General features: G+C 72.6%; 14 protein-coding genes. 8 read left to right on the top strand and 6 right to left on the bottom strand.

Annotated features, from left to right (window positions below; translation table 11 throughout):
* Window positions 1–25: 25 nt before the first annotated feature.
* On the bottom strand, window positions 26–1,819 hold the full coding sequence (locus Q9S36_RS05210; protein ID WP_311284210.1) for a proline--tRNA ligase: 1,794 nt from the start codon (window positions 1,817–1,819) through the stop codon (window positions 26–28).
* Window positions 1,820–1,881: 62 nt separating this feature from the next.
* On the opposite strand from Q9S36_RS05210, the gene pcp reads away from it, so the two are divergent.
* Window positions 1,882–2,517: a pyroglutamyl-peptidase I gene (pcp, locus tag Q9S36_RS05215; protein WP_253035987.1), complete on the top strand. Its 636-nt coding sequence runs from the start codon at window positions 1,882–1,884 to the stop codon at window positions 2,515–2,517.
* On the opposite strand, the gene Q9S36_RS05220 is transcribed toward pcp, so the two are convergent.
* The gene (locus tag Q9S36_RS05220) at window positions 2,510–3,523 is read right to left on the bottom strand and encodes a hypothetical protein (protein ID WP_311284211.1); all 1,014 of its coding nucleotides are present in this window, start codon (window positions 3,521–3,523) and stop codon (window positions 2,510–2,512) included. The genes pcp and Q9S36_RS05220 overlap by 8 nt on opposite strands.
* Before the next feature lie 260 nt (window positions 3,524–3,783).
* Between Q9S36_RS05220 and Q9S36_RS05225 the strand changes: the two genes are divergently transcribed.
* The 3 genes from Q9S36_RS05225 to Q9S36_RS05235 are packed head-to-tail and all read left to right on the top strand — an operon-like array spanning window position 3,784 to window position 6,939.
* Entirely contained in the window at window positions 3,784–5,217 is a 1,434-nt protein-coding gene (locus tag Q9S36_RS05225; protein WP_253035985.1) for an RNB domain-containing ribonuclease, read from the top strand.
* A 46-nt stretch (window positions 5,218–5,263) separates the two neighbouring features.
* Window positions 5,264–5,923, top strand: coding sequence for a GntR family transcriptional regulator (locus Q9S36_RS05230; RefSeq protein ID WP_311284212.1), 660 nt, complete (start codon window positions 5,264–5,266; stop codon window positions 5,921–5,923).
* On the top strand, window positions 5,920–6,939 hold the full coding sequence (locus Q9S36_RS05235; protein ID WP_311284213.1) for a 1-aminocyclopropane-1-carboxylate deaminase: 1,020 nt from the start codon (window positions 5,920–5,922) through the stop codon (window positions 6,937–6,939). Before Q9S36_RS05230 ends, Q9S36_RS05235 begins: the two co-directional genes overlap by 4 nt.
* Before the next feature lie 42 nt (window positions 6,940–6,981).
* Here Q9S36_RS05235 and ispG read toward each other — a convergent pair whose 3' ends face one another.
* Window positions 6,982–8,112, bottom strand: a complete 1,131-nt coding sequence (gene ispG / locus Q9S36_RS05240; RefSeq protein WP_311284458.1) for a flavodoxin-dependent (E)-4-hydroxy-3-methylbut-2-enyl-diphosphate synthase — start codon at window positions 8,110–8,112, stop codon at window positions 6,982–6,984.
* Window positions 8,113–8,351: 239 nt separating this feature from the next.
* On the opposite strand from ispG, the gene Q9S36_RS05245 reads away from it, so the two are divergent.
* The gene (locus Q9S36_RS05245) at window positions 8,352–10,253 is read left to right on the top strand and encodes a chorismate-binding protein (RefSeq protein ID WP_311284214.1); all 1,902 of its coding nucleotides are present in this window, start codon (window positions 8,352–8,354) and stop codon (window positions 10,251–10,253) included.
* Window positions 10,254–10,261: 8 nt separating this feature from the next.
* On the opposite strand, the gene Q9S36_RS05250 is transcribed toward Q9S36_RS05245, so the two are convergent.
* Window positions 10,262–11,575, bottom strand: coding sequence for a site-2 protease family protein (locus Q9S36_RS05250; RefSeq protein ID WP_311284215.1), 1,314 nt, complete (start codon window positions 11,573–11,575; stop codon window positions 10,262–10,264).
* A gap of 86 nt (window positions 11,576–11,661) precedes the next feature.
* Here Q9S36_RS05250 and Q9S36_RS05255 point away from each other — a divergent pair, with 86 nt between their 5' ends.
* The 3 genes from Q9S36_RS05255 to Q9S36_RS05265 all read left to right on the top strand — a co-directional run bounded on the left by Q9S36_RS05255 (window position 11,662) and on the right by Q9S36_RS05265 (window position 14,626).
* Window positions 11,662–12,243 (top strand): hypothetical protein, encoded by a 582-nt coding sequence (locus Q9S36_RS05255; RefSeq protein ID WP_311284216.1) that lies wholly within the window; start codon window positions 11,662–11,664, stop codon window positions 12,241–12,243.
* A 90-nt stretch (window positions 12,244–12,333) separates the two neighbouring features.
* The gene (locus Q9S36_RS05260; protein WP_311284217.1) at window positions 12,334–13,011 is read left to right on the top strand and encodes a DUF1775 domain-containing protein; all 678 of its coding nucleotides are present in this window, start codon (window positions 12,334–12,336) and stop codon (window positions 13,009–13,011) included.
* Window positions 13,012–13,051: 40 nt separating this feature from the next.
* A complete protein-coding gene (locus Q9S36_RS05265) occupies window positions 13,052–14,626 on the top strand; it encodes a UDP-N-acetylmuramoyl-L-alanyl-D-glutamate--2,6-diaminopimelate ligase (RefSeq protein ID WP_311284218.1) in 1,575 nt (524 codons plus the stop codon).
* A 31-nt stretch (window positions 14,627–14,657) separates the two neighbouring features.
* On the opposite strand, the gene dxr is transcribed toward Q9S36_RS05265, so the two are convergent.
* Both dxr and Q9S36_RS05275 read right to left on the bottom strand, forming a co-directional pair.
* On the bottom strand, window positions 14,658–15,740 hold the full coding sequence (dxr, locus tag Q9S36_RS05270; RefSeq protein WP_311284219.1) for a 1-deoxy-D-xylulose-5-phosphate reductoisomerase: 1,083 nt from the start codon (window positions 15,738–15,740) through the stop codon (window positions 14,658–14,660).
* A 43-nt stretch (window positions 15,741–15,783) separates the two neighbouring features.
* Window positions 15,784–16,743, bottom strand: a complete 960-nt coding sequence (locus Q9S36_RS05275; RefSeq protein ID WP_311284220.1) for an FKBP-type peptidyl-prolyl cis-trans isomerase — start codon at window positions 16,741–16,743, stop codon at window positions 15,784–15,786.
* Window positions 16,744–16,796: the final 53 nt, after the last annotated feature.

A 16,796-nucleotide genomic window follows, 5' to 3' on the forward strand; every position in this document is an offset into this window, starting at 1 on the left:
AACGGATGAGAACGGATGCCGCAGCTCAGGCGGTGAGCGCGGCGATCGCGTCGGCGGCGGCCAGGGTCGACCGCTCGCCCGAGCGGCGATCCCACAGCTCGACCTGGCCGTCGACGGCGCCGCGTCCGACGATGAGGATCCACGGCACGCCGACCAGCTCGGCGTCGCCGAACTTCACGCCCGGCGAGACCTTCGGCCGGTCGTCGAGCAGCACGTCGCGGCCCGCGGCCTCGAGGTCGGCGGCGAGCTTCTCGGCGAGCTCGAACGCCACCGCATCGCGACCGGTCGCGACGACGTGCACGTCGAACGGCGCGATCGACTCGGGCCAAATGAGGCCGCGGTCGTCGTTGTTGAGCTCCGCGAGGATCGCGAGGATGCGGGTCACGCCGATGCCGTACGAGCCCATCGTCACCGTCACGAGCTTGCCGTTCTCGTCGAGGACCTTCAGCCCCAACGTCTCGGCGAAGAAGCGTCCCAGCTGGAAGACGTGCCCGATCTCCATGCCGCGCGCGAGCTCGACCGGCCCCGAACCGTCGGGGGCAGGGTCGCCCGCCCGGACGTCCGAGATGTCGATGACGCCGTCGGGCGTGAAGTCGCGGCCCGCGACGACGGAGTGGGCGTGCTTCTCGTGCTCGTTCGCGCCGGTGACCCAGGCGGTGCCCTCGACGACGCGGGGGTCGACGAGGTAGCGGATGCCGGTGGTCGACTCCTCGCCGAGGACCGGACCGCTCGGCGACCAGGGTCCGATGTACCCCTTCACAAGGCCGGGGTGCTTCGCGAAGTCGGCCTCGGTCGCCGCTTCGACGGCGGCGGGTGCGAAGGCGACCTCCGCCCGCTTGTCGTCCACGTCGCGGTCGCCGGGCAGGCCGACGATCACGAGTTCGCGCGTGCCGTCGAGGTGCGTGAGGGCGAGGACGACGTTCTTCAGCGTGTGGGCCGCCGTCCAGGTGTCGGCGCCGTCCGTCGCGGGACCGGCGATGCCGGGCGCCGGGGCGTCGAGGTGGGCGTTGGCGTGCGCGACGAGCGTGTCGATCGTCGGGGTGTCCGGGGAGTCGAAGACGACCGGGGCGCCGTCGGGCAGCGGAAGGGCGTCGGGCACGACCGTCGTGAAGGCCTCGACGTTGGCCGCGTAGCCGCCGGCGGACCGGACGAAGGTGTCCTCGCCGACGGCGATCGGGTGCAGGAACTCCTCGCTGCGCGCACCGCCCATCAGTCCGTTGTCGGCGGCGACGATGACGTACTCCAGGCCGAGGCGCGTGAAGATCCGCTCGTACGCGTCGCGCTGCGACTGGTACGAGACGTCCTGCCCCTCGTCGGTGTAGTCGAACGAGTACGCGTCCTTCATCGTGAACTCACGGCCGCGCAGCAGGCCCGCGCGGGGACGCGCCTCATCCCGGTACTTGTCCTGGATCTGGAAGATCGTCAGCGGCAGATCCTTGTACGAGGAGTACAGGTCCTTCACGAGGAGCGTGAACATCTCCTCGTGCGTGGGAGCGAGCAGGTAATCGGCGCCCTTGCGGTCCTGCAGGCGGAAGATCCCGTCGCCGTAGGAGGTCCAGCGTCCGGTCTGCTCGTACGGCTCACGCGGCAGCAGCGCGGGGAAGTGGACCTCGAAGGCCCCCGCGTTCGCCATCTCCTCGCGGATGATCTGCTCGAGCTTCGCCTTCACCCGCAGGCCGAGCGGCAGCCAGGTGAAGACGCCGGGGGCGGCGCGGCGGATGTAGCCGGCGCGCACCAGCAGGCGATGACTGGTGACCTCGGCGTCGGCCGGGTCTTCGCGGAGCGTGCGGAGGAAGTATGTCGAGAGACGGGTGACCACGAGGGTCAAGTCTAGGTGCGCGGGCCGGGACGCCGTGGCGGCGAGGCGCTTAGCCTGAAGGGATGCGCACCGTCCTCCTGACCGGATTCGAACCGTTCGCCGGCGACGCGGTGAACCCGTCGGGGGATGCCGTCCGCGCACTCGCCGCGCGCTGGCGCGGACCCGAGCGCCTCATCACCGAGGTGCTGCCCGTCACCTTCGACGGTGCGACGGCACGTCTGGCCGCGCTCCTCGAGGAGCATCGACCGGATGTCGTGGTCGCCACGGGTCTGGCCGGCGGTCGTGCGGCCGTAACCCCCGAACGCGTGGCCGTGAACCTGGCCGACGCCCGCATCCCCGACAACGCAGGCCACCGCCCCCAGGACGCCCCCGTCGTCGACGGCGGACCCGCGGCGTACTTCGCGACGCTCCCCGTCAAGGCGATCGGTGCGGCACTCACGGACCGCGGCATCCCGTCCACCGTCTCGCACACGGCCGGCACGTTCGTCTGCAACGCGGTGATGTACGCCGCCCTGCACGCCACGGACGGTGCCCCGGTGCGCGCGGGATTCGTCCACCTCCCGTGGGCGGACGGCACCGGGCCCGGCGACGTGCCGTCGCTGCCCTTCGACCGCCTCGTCGACGCGCTCGAGGTCGCGGTCCGGGTGTCGCTCGACGCCGGTGACGACGCCGGCGGGGTCGGCGGCGAGATCAGCTGAGGGCGAGGAGCTTCTGCGCCACCGTCCGGAGATCCTCCGGGCTGACGGCTCGCTCGGGATCGCCGAACCGGCCTTCGACCAGGATCAGGTCGACACTTCCGCGGACGAGGAGCCGGACGCGGTTGTCCTCCTGGACCTCGGTGGCGTCGGCGCCGTCGACGGACGCAGCCGTGCCGCCGAGCCGGTCGCTCACCTCGTCCCACTTCTCCGCTCCACCCGGGACGATGACGACCTGCAGCTCGCGGGAGTCGGTCAACTCGGACCAGTCGCAGGCGCGCACGAGCTCCGCCGCCTCGACGGTCCGCCGGTCGAACGGGAGGTCGCCCTCCATGATCGGCTCCGGGAACACCTCCTCGGCGCGCAGCACGGCGGACGGGTCGATGGCGTCGCCGAGCTCGGTGCACGACGGGGGCAGCGCCGCCGGCTCGGCGAGCGGCGCCCGGTCGGCGGCGCGCACCGCGTCGAGCGCGGCGTCGCGCAGTCGCGTCACGAGATCGGTCTGCGCCTGCGTCTGCTCCACGGTGAGGAACGACACGGCGACGGTCATTCCGTCCGCGGCACCCGTCCCGATGCATTCGACGGCATCGTAGGACGGGGCGCATGCGGCGTCCGCCGCGGCGGCCAGCGACCCTGCCCGGTCGGCGGGCAGCGCGACGATCGTGCCCGACAGCTGGGCGGAGTCGAACCCGCAGACGAGCCCGCCCGCCACCTCCGCCGCCGTCGACCACAGGCCGTCGGGTTCCGCCGACGACGCCGAGCCGGTCGCATCGCTCAGCGAGGGATCGGCGAGCAGGTCGTCGCACGTCGCCGAGATGCCCTGCGCTCCGGCATCCGGCTCCTCCGGCGAGGGCGACGGTCCGGCGGACGGCGCGGACGGTGACGCCGAAGAGGGGGACGGGGATGCCTCGACGGCACCCGCGCATCCCGCCAGCAGCAGGACGGCGGCCGCAGCCGCCAGGCTCGTTCCGGTGATCCGACGACGTGTACCGCTCCCCCGAGTGCTCATGAGGCGACCTTAAGAGAGCGCGCCTACGCGCGCGAGGATGCGCGAGGATTCAGCGGCCGAAGATGTCGTCGAGTCCGGGCAGCCCGAAGCCGCCGAGGTTCTCCCCGAAGCCCGAGATCTGCTCCCCGAGGCCGGAGACCTGCTCACCCGCCGATCAGTCGCGAGAGCTTGCTCATGCCGCTCACGGTATGCGCTTCCGTCATGGGCGCGCTGGATGCAATCGAGGAACCCGCTGAGGCAGCCCGGCCTACACTGACCGCGTGCCCTCCCGCCGCGCTCGCCTCGTCTCCCCCGTCCAGTCGGAACTGAGTGCCGCACTCGGCGCACTGCGCGAGCGGTTCGATCTGCCGGGCGCTTTCCCCGCCGAGGTCCAGGCCGCGGCGGAGCGGGCGGCACGCGAGGTCCCGGTGTCGGCGTCCGCGGAGCTCGACGACCTGCGCGGCATCCCGTTCCTCACGATCGACCCCGAGGGCTCGACCGACCTCGACCAGGCCGTCCACCTCGAGCGGACCGCGGACGGCGGCGGCATCCTGCACTACGCGATCGCCGACGTGCCCGCGTTCGTGCCGATGGGCGGCGCCGTCGACGCGGAGGCGCGGCGGCGCGGCCAGACCGTCTACGCGCCCGATGGCCGCATCCCGCTGCACCCGGCCGTCCTCAGCGAGGACGCGGCCTCGTTGCTACCGGATCGCGACCGGCGCGCCTTCGTCTGGCGTTTCGAGCTGGATGCCGGTGCCCGCCCAGCCGCCGTCACGCTCGCACGCGGGGTCATCCGGTCCCGCGCGCAGTGGTCGTACGTCGACGCGCAGGCGGCGCTGGGGCGCGGCGACGCCCCCGAGACGATCCAGCACCTCGTGTGGTTCGGCGACGAGCGCGCCCGGCGCGAGAGCGAGCGCGGCGGCGCCAGCCTGAACCTGCCCGAGATCCGGGTCGTGGCGACGCCCGAGGGGTACGACCTGCAGGCCGACGAGGGCGTGCCGCTCGAGGACGCGAACGCCCAGGTGTCGCTGTTGACCGGGATGGCCGCCGCGGAGATCATGCTCGCCGGCAAGGTGGGCATCCTCCGGACGATGCCCCCGGCATCCGAGGAGGACGTCGCGGCGTTCCGCGCGCAGACCGTCGGGCTCGGCGTGCCGTGGCACCCGGACGTCCCCTACGGCGACTACCTCCGCGATCTGCCGCGGACCCCAGTCGGCCGCGCGATCCGCGAGCAGGCCGCGGGCCTCTTCCGCGGAGCGGGGTACACCGTCCTCGACGGCGAGGTACCGGACCTCGTGACGCAGGCGGCCCTTGCCGCGCCCTACGCGCACACGACCGCGCCGCTGCGGCGCCTCGTCGATCGCTGGTCGCTGCTCGTGTGCCACGCGCTCGCGAACGGCGAGGAGGTGCCGGCCGAGGTCCGCGGGTCGCTGACGGAGCTGCCCGAGGCGATGGAACGATCCTCGCGCGTCGCGTCGCAGGTGGACGCCGCCGCGATCGAGCACGTCGCCGCGGCGGTCCTCCGCGGTCGCGAGGGCGAGGTCTTCGACGCCGTCGTGCTCCGTCGCCGCGAGAACGGCGGGCGGGTCGCCCTGACGGTCCCGCCCCTCGAGACGACGGTCGCGGGCGTCGACGCCGAGCCCGGCGCGACGATCCGGGTGCGCCTCGTCGCCGCCGACGTCGCCTCCGGAAAGGTCGAGTTCGCGCCCGCCTGAGCGCGCCGATGTGCGTCCGGCCGCCGTCGGGTGTGCAATATATTGCATGCCGGTGCCCTCGACCTCCCTTCCCCCGCGCGGGCTGCTGCGCGACGAAGTCCGCACGAGACTGCGCGACGCGATCGTCGACGGGACCCTCGCCCCCGGCGAGCAGCTGCGCGACGTCGAGCTCGCCACGTGGCTCGGGGTCTCCCGCACCCCCGTCCGCGAAGCGCTCCTCAACCTGGCCCGCTCCGGCCTCGTCCTCGCCCTCCCGGGCCGGTCGACCGTCGTCGCTCCCGTCGACGACGACAAGGTCCGGGATGCCGCGGCGGTCGTCGCCGCGATGCACCGGGTCGCGGTCGTCGAGGCGACACCCCGGTTCACCGACGACGACATCGACCGCATGCGTCAGGCGAACGACGCGTTCGTCGCCGCACACGACGCGGGCGACACGTCCGCCGCCCTCGCTGCCGACCACGCGTTCCACGCCGTCGCCGTCGACCGCGCCGACAACGAGGCCGTGCGCACCGTCCTCGCCCTCTACGGACCGGTCCTCGAACGCGCCGAGCGCCTGCGCTTCGCCTCGAACGACGCGACCGCCTCCGCCACCCGCCATGCCGAGCTCATCCGCCACTGCGCGGCGCGCGACGCGCAGGCCGCGGCAGCCGTGGCCGAAGGCCTCTGGCTCGACCTGCTCACCGACACCACCCAGGAGACCCCGTGATCCTCGACCAGTTCCCGCGCCACCCGCTGACCTTCGGCGCGAGCCCTCTGCAGCACCTCAAGCGCCTCACCCAGCACCTCGGTGGAGCCGAGATCTGGGCCAAGCGCGAGGACGTCTCGAGCGGACTCGCATTCGGCGGCAACAAGACCCGCAAGCTCGAGTACATCGTCCCCGACATCCTCGCCAGCGGCGCCGACACGATCGTCTCGATCGGCGGCTACCAGTCCAACCACACGCGTCAGGTGGCCGCGGTCGCCGCGCACCTGGGTCTGAAGGCGCGGCTCGTCCAGGAGAAGTGGGTCCCGTGGGACGAGCCCGTCAACGACAAGGTCGGCAACATCCTGCTCTCGCGCATGATGGGCGCGGACTCCCGCCTCGACGACGCCGGGTTCGACATCGGCATCCGTGACTCCTGGAAGCAGGCGCTGCAGGAGGTGGAGGATGCCGGCGGCACCCCCTACCCCATCCCCGCCGGAGCCTCCGAGCACCGCCTCGGCGGCCTCGGCTTCGCGAACTGGGCCTTCGAGGTGGCCGAGCAGGAGAAGCAGCTGGGCGTCTTCTTCGACACGATCATCGTCTGCACGGTGACCGGCTCGACGCACGCCGGCATGATCGCGGGCTTCGCCGCGCTCGAAGACTTGACCGGTGTGAAGCGCCGCGTCCTCGGCATCGACGCCTCCGCGACGCTGCAGAAGACCCGTGACCAGGTCGCCAGGATCGCACGCCACACCGCGGAACTCATCGAAGTCGGCCGCGACCTGCGCGACGACGAGATCCAGGTGCTCGAGGGATGGGCCGGCGACCTCTACGGCATCCCGGTGGATTCCACGATGGCGGCGATGGCGCTCGGCGCGCAGCTCGAGGCGATGATCACCGACCCCGTCTACGAGGGCAAGTCGCTCGCCGGTCTCATCGACCTTGTGAAGAGCGGCGACATCCCGAAGGACTCGACCGTCCTCTATGCACACCTGGGCGGGCAGCCGGCGATCAACGCCTATCACTCCCTCTGGAGCTGACGAGAACAGCGGATGCCGGGACCGCCCGGCATCCGCTTCGCGTCAGGAGGTGACGACCTGCGCCGTTCCGAGGGGCGCATCCGGCCCCATCTCGTCGGCGAGGCGGTTGGCCTCCTCGATGAGGGTGGCGACGATGTCCTCTTCGGGGACGGTCTTGATGACCTCGCCCTTGACGAAGATCTGCCCCTTGCCGTTGCCCGACGCGACGCCGAGGTCGGCCTCGCGGGCCTCGCCCGGACCGTTCACGACACAGCCCATGACCGCGACGCGGAGCGGGACCGTCATGTCCTTCAGGCCCTCGGTGACGTTGTCGGCGAGGGTGTAGACGTCGACCTGCGCGCGACCGCACGACGGGCAGGACACGATCTCGAGCTTGCGCTCGCGGAGGTTCAGCGACTGGAGGATCTGGTGGCCGACCTTGACCTCTTCGGCGGGCGGCGCCGACAGCGAGACACGGATCGTGTCGCCGATACCCTCGCCGAGCAGGATCCCGAACGCGGTCGCGCTCTTGATCGTGCCCTGGAAGGCGGGGCCCGCCTCGGTGACGCCGAGGTGGAGCGGCCAGTCGCCCCGTTCGGCGAGCTGCCGGTAGGCCTTCACCATGACGACGGGGTCGTTGTGCTTGACCGAGATCTTGAAGTCGTGGAAGTCGTGCTCCTCGAAGAGGGATGCCTCCCACACGGCGCTCTCGACGAGGGCCTCGGGCGTCGCCTTGCCGTACTTCTCGAGCAGGCGCCGGTCGAGGGACCCGGCGTTGACGCCGATGCGCAGCGACACACCCGCGGCCTGGGCCGCCTTGGCGATCGCGCCGACCTGGTCGTCGAACTTGCGGATGTTGCCGGGGTTCACGCGCACGGCCGCGCAGCCGGCGTCGATCGCCTGGAACACGTACTTCGGCTGGAAGTGGATGTCGGCGATCACCGGGATCTGGCTCTTCGCGGCGATGATGTGGAGGACGTCCGCGTCATCCTGCGACGGCACGGCCACCCGCACGATCTCGCATCCGGAGGCGGTGAGCTCGGCAATCTGCTGCAGCGTCGCGTTGATGTTGGTGGTCGGCGTCGTCGTCATCGACTGGACGCTGACGGGGGCATCGCCACCGACGAGGACCTTGCCGACCTTGATCTGACGGCTATTGCGACGAGGCGCGAGGACCTCCGGCACGCGGGGCATCCCGATGTTCACAGCTGGCACGGCTCCAGCCTAAGCCGCGGGGGGGCGCTCGGGCACGGCACCTGGCCGAGAGGATGCCGCGAGGGTCGCCTGTGGTAGGTTCGGCCCCATGTTCGCGAACCGCACGTGGTGGCGCTCCGCCTGAGGCGGACGCCACGTGCATCCCGACGACCGCCTGAGCTGACAGCCCGGCGGTCGTTTCTCGTTTACCGGCGACCGCCCCGAACGGAAGATCCCCCATGACCGGCACCGCCCCGATCATCCTCGCCGACCTCGCCGCGCGCAGCGTCCCCTTCGCCCTCCTCGCCCGCGACGGCGCGACCGTCGAGGTGCTCACCGGCGAGGTGGTCGACGTCGAGCTGCTCGCCGACATCCCCCTCACGGATGCCGCGGGGTCCCCGCGCGAGGTGCTCGCGCTCGTCCCGTTCCGTCAGGTCGTCGAGCGCGGCTTCGCGTGCCACGACGACGGCGCGCCGCTGCGCTGCCTCGTCGTCGGCGAACGGCACTCCCTGCCCCTGTCGGAGGCGCTCGCCCAACTGCCGACCGAGCCCGTCGCCCTCGAGGACGCCGGTTTCGACATCGACGACGAGGCGTACGCCGACATCGTCCGCCGGGTCATCGCCGACGAGATCGGCCGCGGCGAGGGGGCGAACTTCGTCATCCGCCGCGACTACGTCGCGCAGGTCGGCGGCGACCCGCTGACGGCGGGTCTGACGTGGTTCCGCGCGCTGCTCGAGCACGAGCGCGGCGCCTACTGGACGTTCCTGGTGTCGACGCCCGACCACCTCGCCGTCGGCGCGAGCCCCGAGGCGCATGTCAGCGCCCAGGGCGGCGTCGTGACGATGAACCCCATCTCGGGGACCTTCCGCCACCCGGCGGGCGGCGCGACGGCAGAGACCCTGACCGAGTTCCTCTCCTCGACGAAGGAGACCGAGGAGCTCTTCATGGTCGTCGACGAGGAGCTCAAGATGATGTCGGCGGTCTGCAGCGACGGCGGCCGCATCACGGGCCCGCATCTCAAGGAGATGTCGCGGCTGACGCACACCGAGTACATGCTGCGCGGGACGAGCACGATGGATCCGCGCGACATCCTCCGCGAGACCATGTTCGCGCCCACCGTGACCGGCTCGCCCATGCAGAACGCCTGCACCGTCATCGCCCGCCACGAACAGAGCCCGCGCGGGTACTACTCCGGCGTGGCGGCCCTGTTCACGCCGCGCGCCGACGGCGGACACGACCTCGACGCGCCGATCCTCATCCGCACCGCGTACGTCGTCGACGGCCGGCTGCGGGTCCCTGTGGGCGCGACCCTCGTGCGCCACTCCGACCCGTACGGCGAGGTGGGCGAGACCCACGGCAAGGCGGCCGGTGTGCTGGGCGCCATCGGCGCGATCCCGCGCGACGTCGTCGCCCGCACCGTCGACGAGGACGCCCCGGCCCCGGCCCCGCGGCCGCTCGCCGAGGATCCCGCCATCGCCGAGCTCCTCTCCTCGCGCAACGCCCGCCTGGCCGCCTTCTGGCTGAACCCCCAGGGCGAGCCGGGACGCGGTCCGCTCGCCGGGCGACGCGCCCTCGTGGTGGACGCCGAGGACCGGTTCACGACGATGCTCGCCCACCAGCTGCGCCACCTCGGCTTCGACGTGACGATCGCGCACTGGTCCGAGGCCTCCCCGGCAGCTGTCGCCGCGGCGGACCTCGTCGTCTCGGGCCCGGGTCCGGGCGACCCGCGCGACGCCGACAGCGCCCGCATCGCCCGTCTCCGCGAGATCGTGGCGGAACGGGTGGATGCCGGTGCGCCGCTGCTCGCGGTGTGCCTGAGCCACCAGGTGCTCGCCGACCGCCTCGGACTCGAGCTGGCGCCGCTCGCGAGCCCGCACCAGGGCCTGCAGAAGACCGTCGACGTCTTCGGCACCCCGGCATCCATCGGCTTCTACAACACGTTCACGGCCCGCGTCTCCCCGGGAACGACCCGCGTGGGGGCGACCGAGGTGTCGGCTGATGCGCGGACCGGCGACGTCTATGCGCTGCGCGGTCCCGCGTACGCGTCGGTGCAGGGCCACCTCGAGTCGATCCTCTCGCGCGACGGTCTCACCACCCTCGAGCGGCTCGTCACGCACGCGCTCAGCCCCGTCGAGGCCTGAGCCGCGCGTCAGCCCAGCAGCTGCACGGGGTTGACGATGTCGGCGAGGATCAGGGTGCCGCCCATGATGATCAGGCCGATCACGACGATGTAGGTGATCGGGACGAGCTTCGTCGCGTCCACCGGACGCGTCGCGCGGCGCCCGGTCATCCGCGCCCAGACGCGCTTGAGCCCGTCCCACAGCGCGACGACGACGTGGCCGCCGTCGAGCGGGAGCAACGGCACGAGGTTGAACACGAACAGGGCGATGTTGAGCGAACCCAGCAGCGCGAGCATGCCCGAGACGCGGTTCAGGATCGGCGTCTCGGTCGCGGCGACCTCGCCCGCGAGTCGCCCGGCGCCGACGACGGAGAGGGGGCCGTTCGGGTCGCGACCGGCGCCGGTGATCGTGTCGACGGCGGTCTGGTAGACCCGGGCCGGGAGCTGCCAGATGATCCCCACGACCTGGCCGGTCTGCGCGAGGGCCGCCTGCGGCCCGTCCCAGATGGGCTGCGGCACGAACGCGACGGTCGCCGACATCCCGACGAAGCCGACCTCGGCCGTCGTCGTGCCGCCGTCCGCCGTCGCGATCTCGCGGGTCGCGAGCACCGGGGTCACCTCGAGCGTCTGCCGCGTGCCGCCGCGCTCGACGACGACCGGGATCTGCCGGTACGGGGACTTCTGGATGATCGCCGACGCCTCGGCGAAGGTGTCGACCGGGGTGCCGTCCACCGAGACGAGGACGTCACCGGGACGGATGCCGGCGGCCGCCGCCGGGGAGGCCGGATCGTCCGCCGCGCACGAGGTCTGCGTGCTGCCGGCCGGGAGGACGCACTCGTTGACCGACGCGACGGTGGTCGTGGCCGTCTGCACGCCGATACCGGAGAACATGATCGCGAAGAGGATGATCGCGAGCACGAGGTTCATCGCGGGGCCGCCGAGCATGATGATGACGCGCTTGTAGACCGGCAGCTGGTAGAAGGCACGCCCGGCACCGTCGCCCTGCAGCGTCTCGTCGTTGGCCGTGCGGGCGTCCTGGATGAGCGTCTCGAACAGGCGGCGGCGGCGCGGCCGCGCGTCCTCACCCTCGCCCGTGGTCGCCGCCGAAGGCGGGTACATGCCCGCCATGGAGATGTAACCGCCGAGCGGCAGGAGCTTGAAGCCGTACTCGGTCTCGCCGACCCGGCGCGAGAACACGGTCGGGCCGAAGCCGATCATGTACTGGCCCACACGGACACCGAACGCCTTGGCGGGGGCGAGGTGTCCGACCTCGTGGAGGGCGATCGACACGGCGAGCCCGACCACCAGCACGACGACGCCGATGATGAATGCGAGTACGGTCACGAGCCGACACGCTACCCCCGGACGCTATGAAGCGGCGATGACGTCGCCGCCGTCATCGCGGCTCGTCTCGGATCTAGGTTGGGAGGGTGATCCCCCGACCCGTCGACTCGCGGCGCGTGCGCGTCGTGCGTGCGGGCGGGGCGGCTGCGGTCGCGACCCTGACCGGGGCGGCCGCCCACACCCTCGGCGGGGGCACCGCCCCCGCTCCCTGGCTCGTCGCGACCGTGATGCTGCTCGCGTGGCCGATCGCTCTCGTGATCGTGGGGTCCCGTCCCTCCGCCGTCCGGACGAGGCTCGCCGTCGCCGCCGCGCAGGCGCTCCTCCACTTGGCCTTCGCCCTCGTCGGCGACGTCCAGCCGACGGCCGCCCCCGCCGGCCATCACCACGCCGCCTTCGCGCTCGGCGCGACCGCCGGGGGCACCGTCTCGGTCGACGGCGCGATGATCGCCGGCCACGCCCTCGCCGCGGTCGTCACCGCGGTGGCGGTCTGCCACGGCGAACGGATGCTGCGCGCCGTGGCACGCGGCATCCACTCCCTCCTGCGCGTCGCCGTCGTCGCCCCGCCGACGGGCGGATGGCCCGCGCCGGCCCTTCCGCTCACGACGCCGCGGGGCCTCCGCCCCCGCCTCGCCCTCGCTGATCTCTCCCGCCGCGGACCTCCCCGCTGAGCCGGCCGTCCACGGCGGCACGTTCCTCACCTTTCCGCGCGGGCCTGCCCTCGGGCGCGCCCCGCACACCTCTTCGGGAGACATCGACTCATGACCACGCGTTCCCCGCGCCGTTCGGCGCTCACCCTCACCGGCATCGCCCTCGGCGGCGCCCTCGTCCTCGCCGCCCCCCTGGCGGCATCCGCCCACGTCCACGTCCACGCCGACGGTGCCGCCGCCGGCGCCACGTCGCGCCTGGACTTCTCGTTCAGCCACGGGTGCGACGGCTCCCCCACGACGGCCCTCGTCTTCGACGTCCCCGAGGGGGTGGCCAACGTCACCCCCGTCGTCGACGGCGTGTGGAAGATCAGCCGTGTCCTCGGCGACGACGGCACGCCGACGCAGGTGACGTACACCGCGCTCACCCCGATCGAGGACGGCTTCGCCGCCTCGGCATCCTTCGACGCGCTCTTCTCCTCGGACGTGGGCGACACCGACATCGCGTTCCCCGTGACGCAGCGGTGCGAGGTGGGCGAGACGGGCTGGACGCAGGTGGCCGAGGACGGTCAGGACCCGGAGGAGCTCGAATCCCCCGCGCCGATCGTGGCCGTCGCTGCGGCGTCGGCCGCGGGCACCTCCGAGCACGGCGACGGCCACGGCCAGGCCGGGGCTGCTCCCGAGGCGGAGGCCGCGGCGAGCGCCCCGGTCGCGACCTGGCTCGGGGGCGGCGCTCTCGTGCTCGGTGCCGCGGCACTCGTCGTCGCCCTGCTGAACCGACGCCGGGTCTGACCCGGGCCGGCCGGAGGCCGGGTGCGATGATGGAGGGACCATGCAGAACCCCTCCGCACCTCCCCCCGTCCTCCGGCCGTCGCACCCCCGTGCCGTGCCACTGCAGGACGTCGCCGCCCACCTCGGCGCGACGGCGTCGGGCGACCTCGCGGGGGTGTCCGTCCACGGTGTGACCCTCGCGACCGCCGATCTGCGCGCGGGCGAGTTGTTCGTCGCCGTCCGCGGCGCACATCGCCACGGGGCGGAGTTCGCGCCCGACGCGATCGCGAAGGGCGCCGTCGCCGTGGTGACGGATGCCGACGGTGCGGCGCTCCTGGCGGACGTCCGCGTCCCGGTCCTCGTCGTCGACGACCCCCGGGCGCGCCTGGGCGGACTCTCTGCACTCGTCTACGGGACGGGCGCGGATGCCGACCTCCCGCCGCTCCTGGCCGTCACCGGGACGAACGGCAAGACGAGCGTCACCCACCTCATGGAGGGGATGCTGCACGGTCTCGGCGTCACGACGGGTCTGTCGTCGACGGCGGAGCGCCACATCGCGGGCGAAGTCATCCCCTCACGGCTGACGACCCCCGAGGCATCCGAGATGCACGCCCTGATCGCACTCATGCGCGAGAAGGACGTCCAGGCGATCCTGGTCGAGGTCAGCGCGCAGGCCCTCACCCGGCACCGCGTCGACGGTCTCGTCTTCGACGTCGCCGGGTTCACGAACCTGTCGCACGATCACCTCGACGACTACGCCGACATGACCGAGTACCTCGCCGCCAAGGCGGCCCTGTTCACCCCCGAGCGCGCGCGCCGCGCGGTGGTCTGCGTGGACCAGCCGGCGGGACAGGCGATCGCCGAGCGTGCCGGCATCCCGGTGACGACGGTGCTGACCGCCGCCATCGCGGAGGACCCGACGGCGGCCGCCGACTGGCGCGTCGACCTCGTCGCCGAGACGCCCGAGGGCACGACCTTCACGCTGTCGGGCCCGGCGGGCTCGGTCACCACGACGGTGCCGGTGATCGGTCCGCACATGGCGTCCAACGCAGGCCTCGCGATCGTCATGCTGCTCGAGGCGGGCTGGGAGTGGGAGACGCTGACCGCCCTCATCGGCCACCGCGCCATCGACGCGCGCCTGCCCGGCCGCATCCAGCGGATCTCGGGCGCCGACGGCCCGGCGCTCTACCTGGACTTCGGCCACTCCCCCGACGCCTTCGCGAAGACCCTCGACGCGGTCCGTCGGGTCACCCCCGGGCGGGTCGTCATGGTGTGCGGGGCCAACGGCGACCGCGACACCACCAAGCGCGCCGACATGGGCGCCGTCGCGGCGCTCGGGAGCGACGTGCTCGTCGTGACCGACCAGCATCCCCGCTCGGAGGATCCCGCTCTCATCCGGCGTGCGCTCGTCGATGGGGCGCGCGCGGCGCGACCGGACGCCGTCATCCACGAGGTCACCCCGCCCGAGGAGGCCATCGCGACGGCGGTCTCGCTGGTCGGCGAGGGCGACGCCATCCTGTGGGCGGGACCGGGCCACCAGCACTACCGCGAGATCCAGGGAGTCCGCACGCCGTTCGACGCCGAGGGCGCCGCGACGGACGCCCTGCGGCGCGCGGGATGGCCGGTTCCCGCCTGACGTTCGGGGAGGGTCGGGACTCGAGGGAGCCTCAGCCGGCGGCGATGAGCCGGTCCGCGGTGGTCCGCGCCCAGCGCTCGGCGTCGGCGAGGCTCTCGCGCGTCAGCTCCGTGGGCGGCTCATGCGCGTCGACGACGCGCGAGATCGTGTCGACGATGCCCAGGAACGGCAGCGCGCCGTCGTGGAACGCCTCGACGGCCTGCTCGTTGGCGGCGTTGAACACCGCGGGATAGGTGGACCCGGCGACACCGACCTGCTTCGCGAGCGAGACGCTCGGGAAGGCCGCCGCGTCGAGCGGCTCGAACGTCCACGTCGACGCCGTCGTCCAGTCGAGCGGAGCACCCACCCCCGCGACGCGGCGCGGGTGGTCGAGGGCGAGGGAGATCGGCAGCCGCATGTCGGGCGGCGACGCCTGCGCGATCGTCGACCCGTCGACGAACTCGACCATCGAGTGCACGATCGACTGCGGGTGGACCGTCACGTCGATGCGGTCGTAGGGGACGTCGAACAGCAGGTGCGCCTCGATGACCTCGAGGCCCTTGTTCACGAGGGTGGCCGAGTTCGTCGTCACGACACGCCCCATGTCCCAGGTGGGGTGCGCGAGCGCCTCGCGGGGGGTCACCTCCCGCAGCTGCTCGCGGCTCCGCCCGCGGAAGGGGCCACCGCTGGCAGTCAGGACGAGGCGGCGCACCTCGCCCGCATCGCCCGACCGCAGGCACTGCGCGATCGCGGAGTGCTCCGAATCGACCGGGACGATCTGGCCGGGGGCCGCCCGCCGGGTGACGAGCTCGCCGCCGACGATGAGCGACTCCTTGTTGGCGAGCGCGAGCGCCGCGCCCGTCTCGAGCACCGCGAGCGTCGGCCCGAGCCCGACCGATCCGGTGATCCCGTTGACGACGACGTCGGCCTCGACGCTGCGGACGAGACGTTCGGCGCCGCCGGCCCCGAGCGCAGTCGCGGCCACGCCGAACTCCTCCGCCTGACGACGGAGGCCCTCGGCATCCCGCCCCGCCGCGAGACCGACGACCTCGAAGCGGTCGCGGTTCGCGCGGATGACGTCGAGCGCCTGCGTCCCGATCGAGCCCGTCGAACCGAGGATCAGGATGCGTCGCATGCGCTTCACCCTACCCGCGGGGACCGGCTCGGCCGGGCCGCCGTCACTGCGCGGGAGCCGCCGCCGGTGTCTGCGCGCCGAGGATGTCGACGACGAAGACGATCGTCTCGCCCTTCAGGTCGGCCTCGTTGATCTTGCCCTCGCCGTAGCCTTCGGCGGGCGGGATCACGACGAGGACCTGCGACCCGACGGTCTGGCCCTCGAGCGCCTTCTGGAAGCCCTGGACGTAGTTCGTCGTCGGGTAGGCGATGGGCGATCCCTTGTCCCACGTGGAGTCGAAGGTCTCGCCGTTCGACCACCGGACGCCGGTGTACTGGATGAGGGCGTAGTCGCCCTTCTGGACCGTGTAGCCGTCGCCCTTCTTGATGGTCGCGACCTCGGTCTGGGTCGGGGGCTCCTCGCCCTCGGGGATCGTGATCTTCGGCGCGCCGTTCTCGGCGAGCTCGACCGTCGGGAAGCCGGCGGGGGCGGCCTGCGGCTCACCCCAGGCCGCGGTGGGCACCGTACCGAGCAAGTCGAGGACGTAGACCTCGGCCTGCGCCGTGTCACTGGCGGGGAACGCGGCGACGACGCGCTTACCGACGTGCCCGCATCCGAAGACCTGACCGAGAACCGTGTCGGGCGAGAGCTGCGAGGGCAGGAACTGGCCGGGCTCGTACCCGATCGTGGCGAGCTCCTTGCCGTCCTCGGCGCTGTACGCGGTCATCGCGTACGACACGAACTCGCCGGCCTCGACGGCGGGGCCGTCGCCCTCGTCGAGCACCGTGACCTGCAGTTCCTTCGGCTCGAGCGGCGTCGAGAAGGTCGCGGTGGAGGGCGAGCCGACGGTGCCGTCGACCTTGACGGAATCGGATGCCTCGCCCGGCTTCGCAGCAGCGTCGCAGAGATCTGCGGCCGCCGAGCCGGTGGGCGTCGGAGCGGCGGTGTCGGAGGAGCCGCATCCGGTCAGCAGAAGCGCGGTCACGGCGACAGCGGACAGGGCGGCGAAGGGACGAAGACGCACGGAGTAGACCTCACAGAGAAACGGGGAGTGCCTCCATCCTCCCCCACCTTCTT

This window comes from Microbacterium sp. ARD31 (assembly GCF_031844425.1).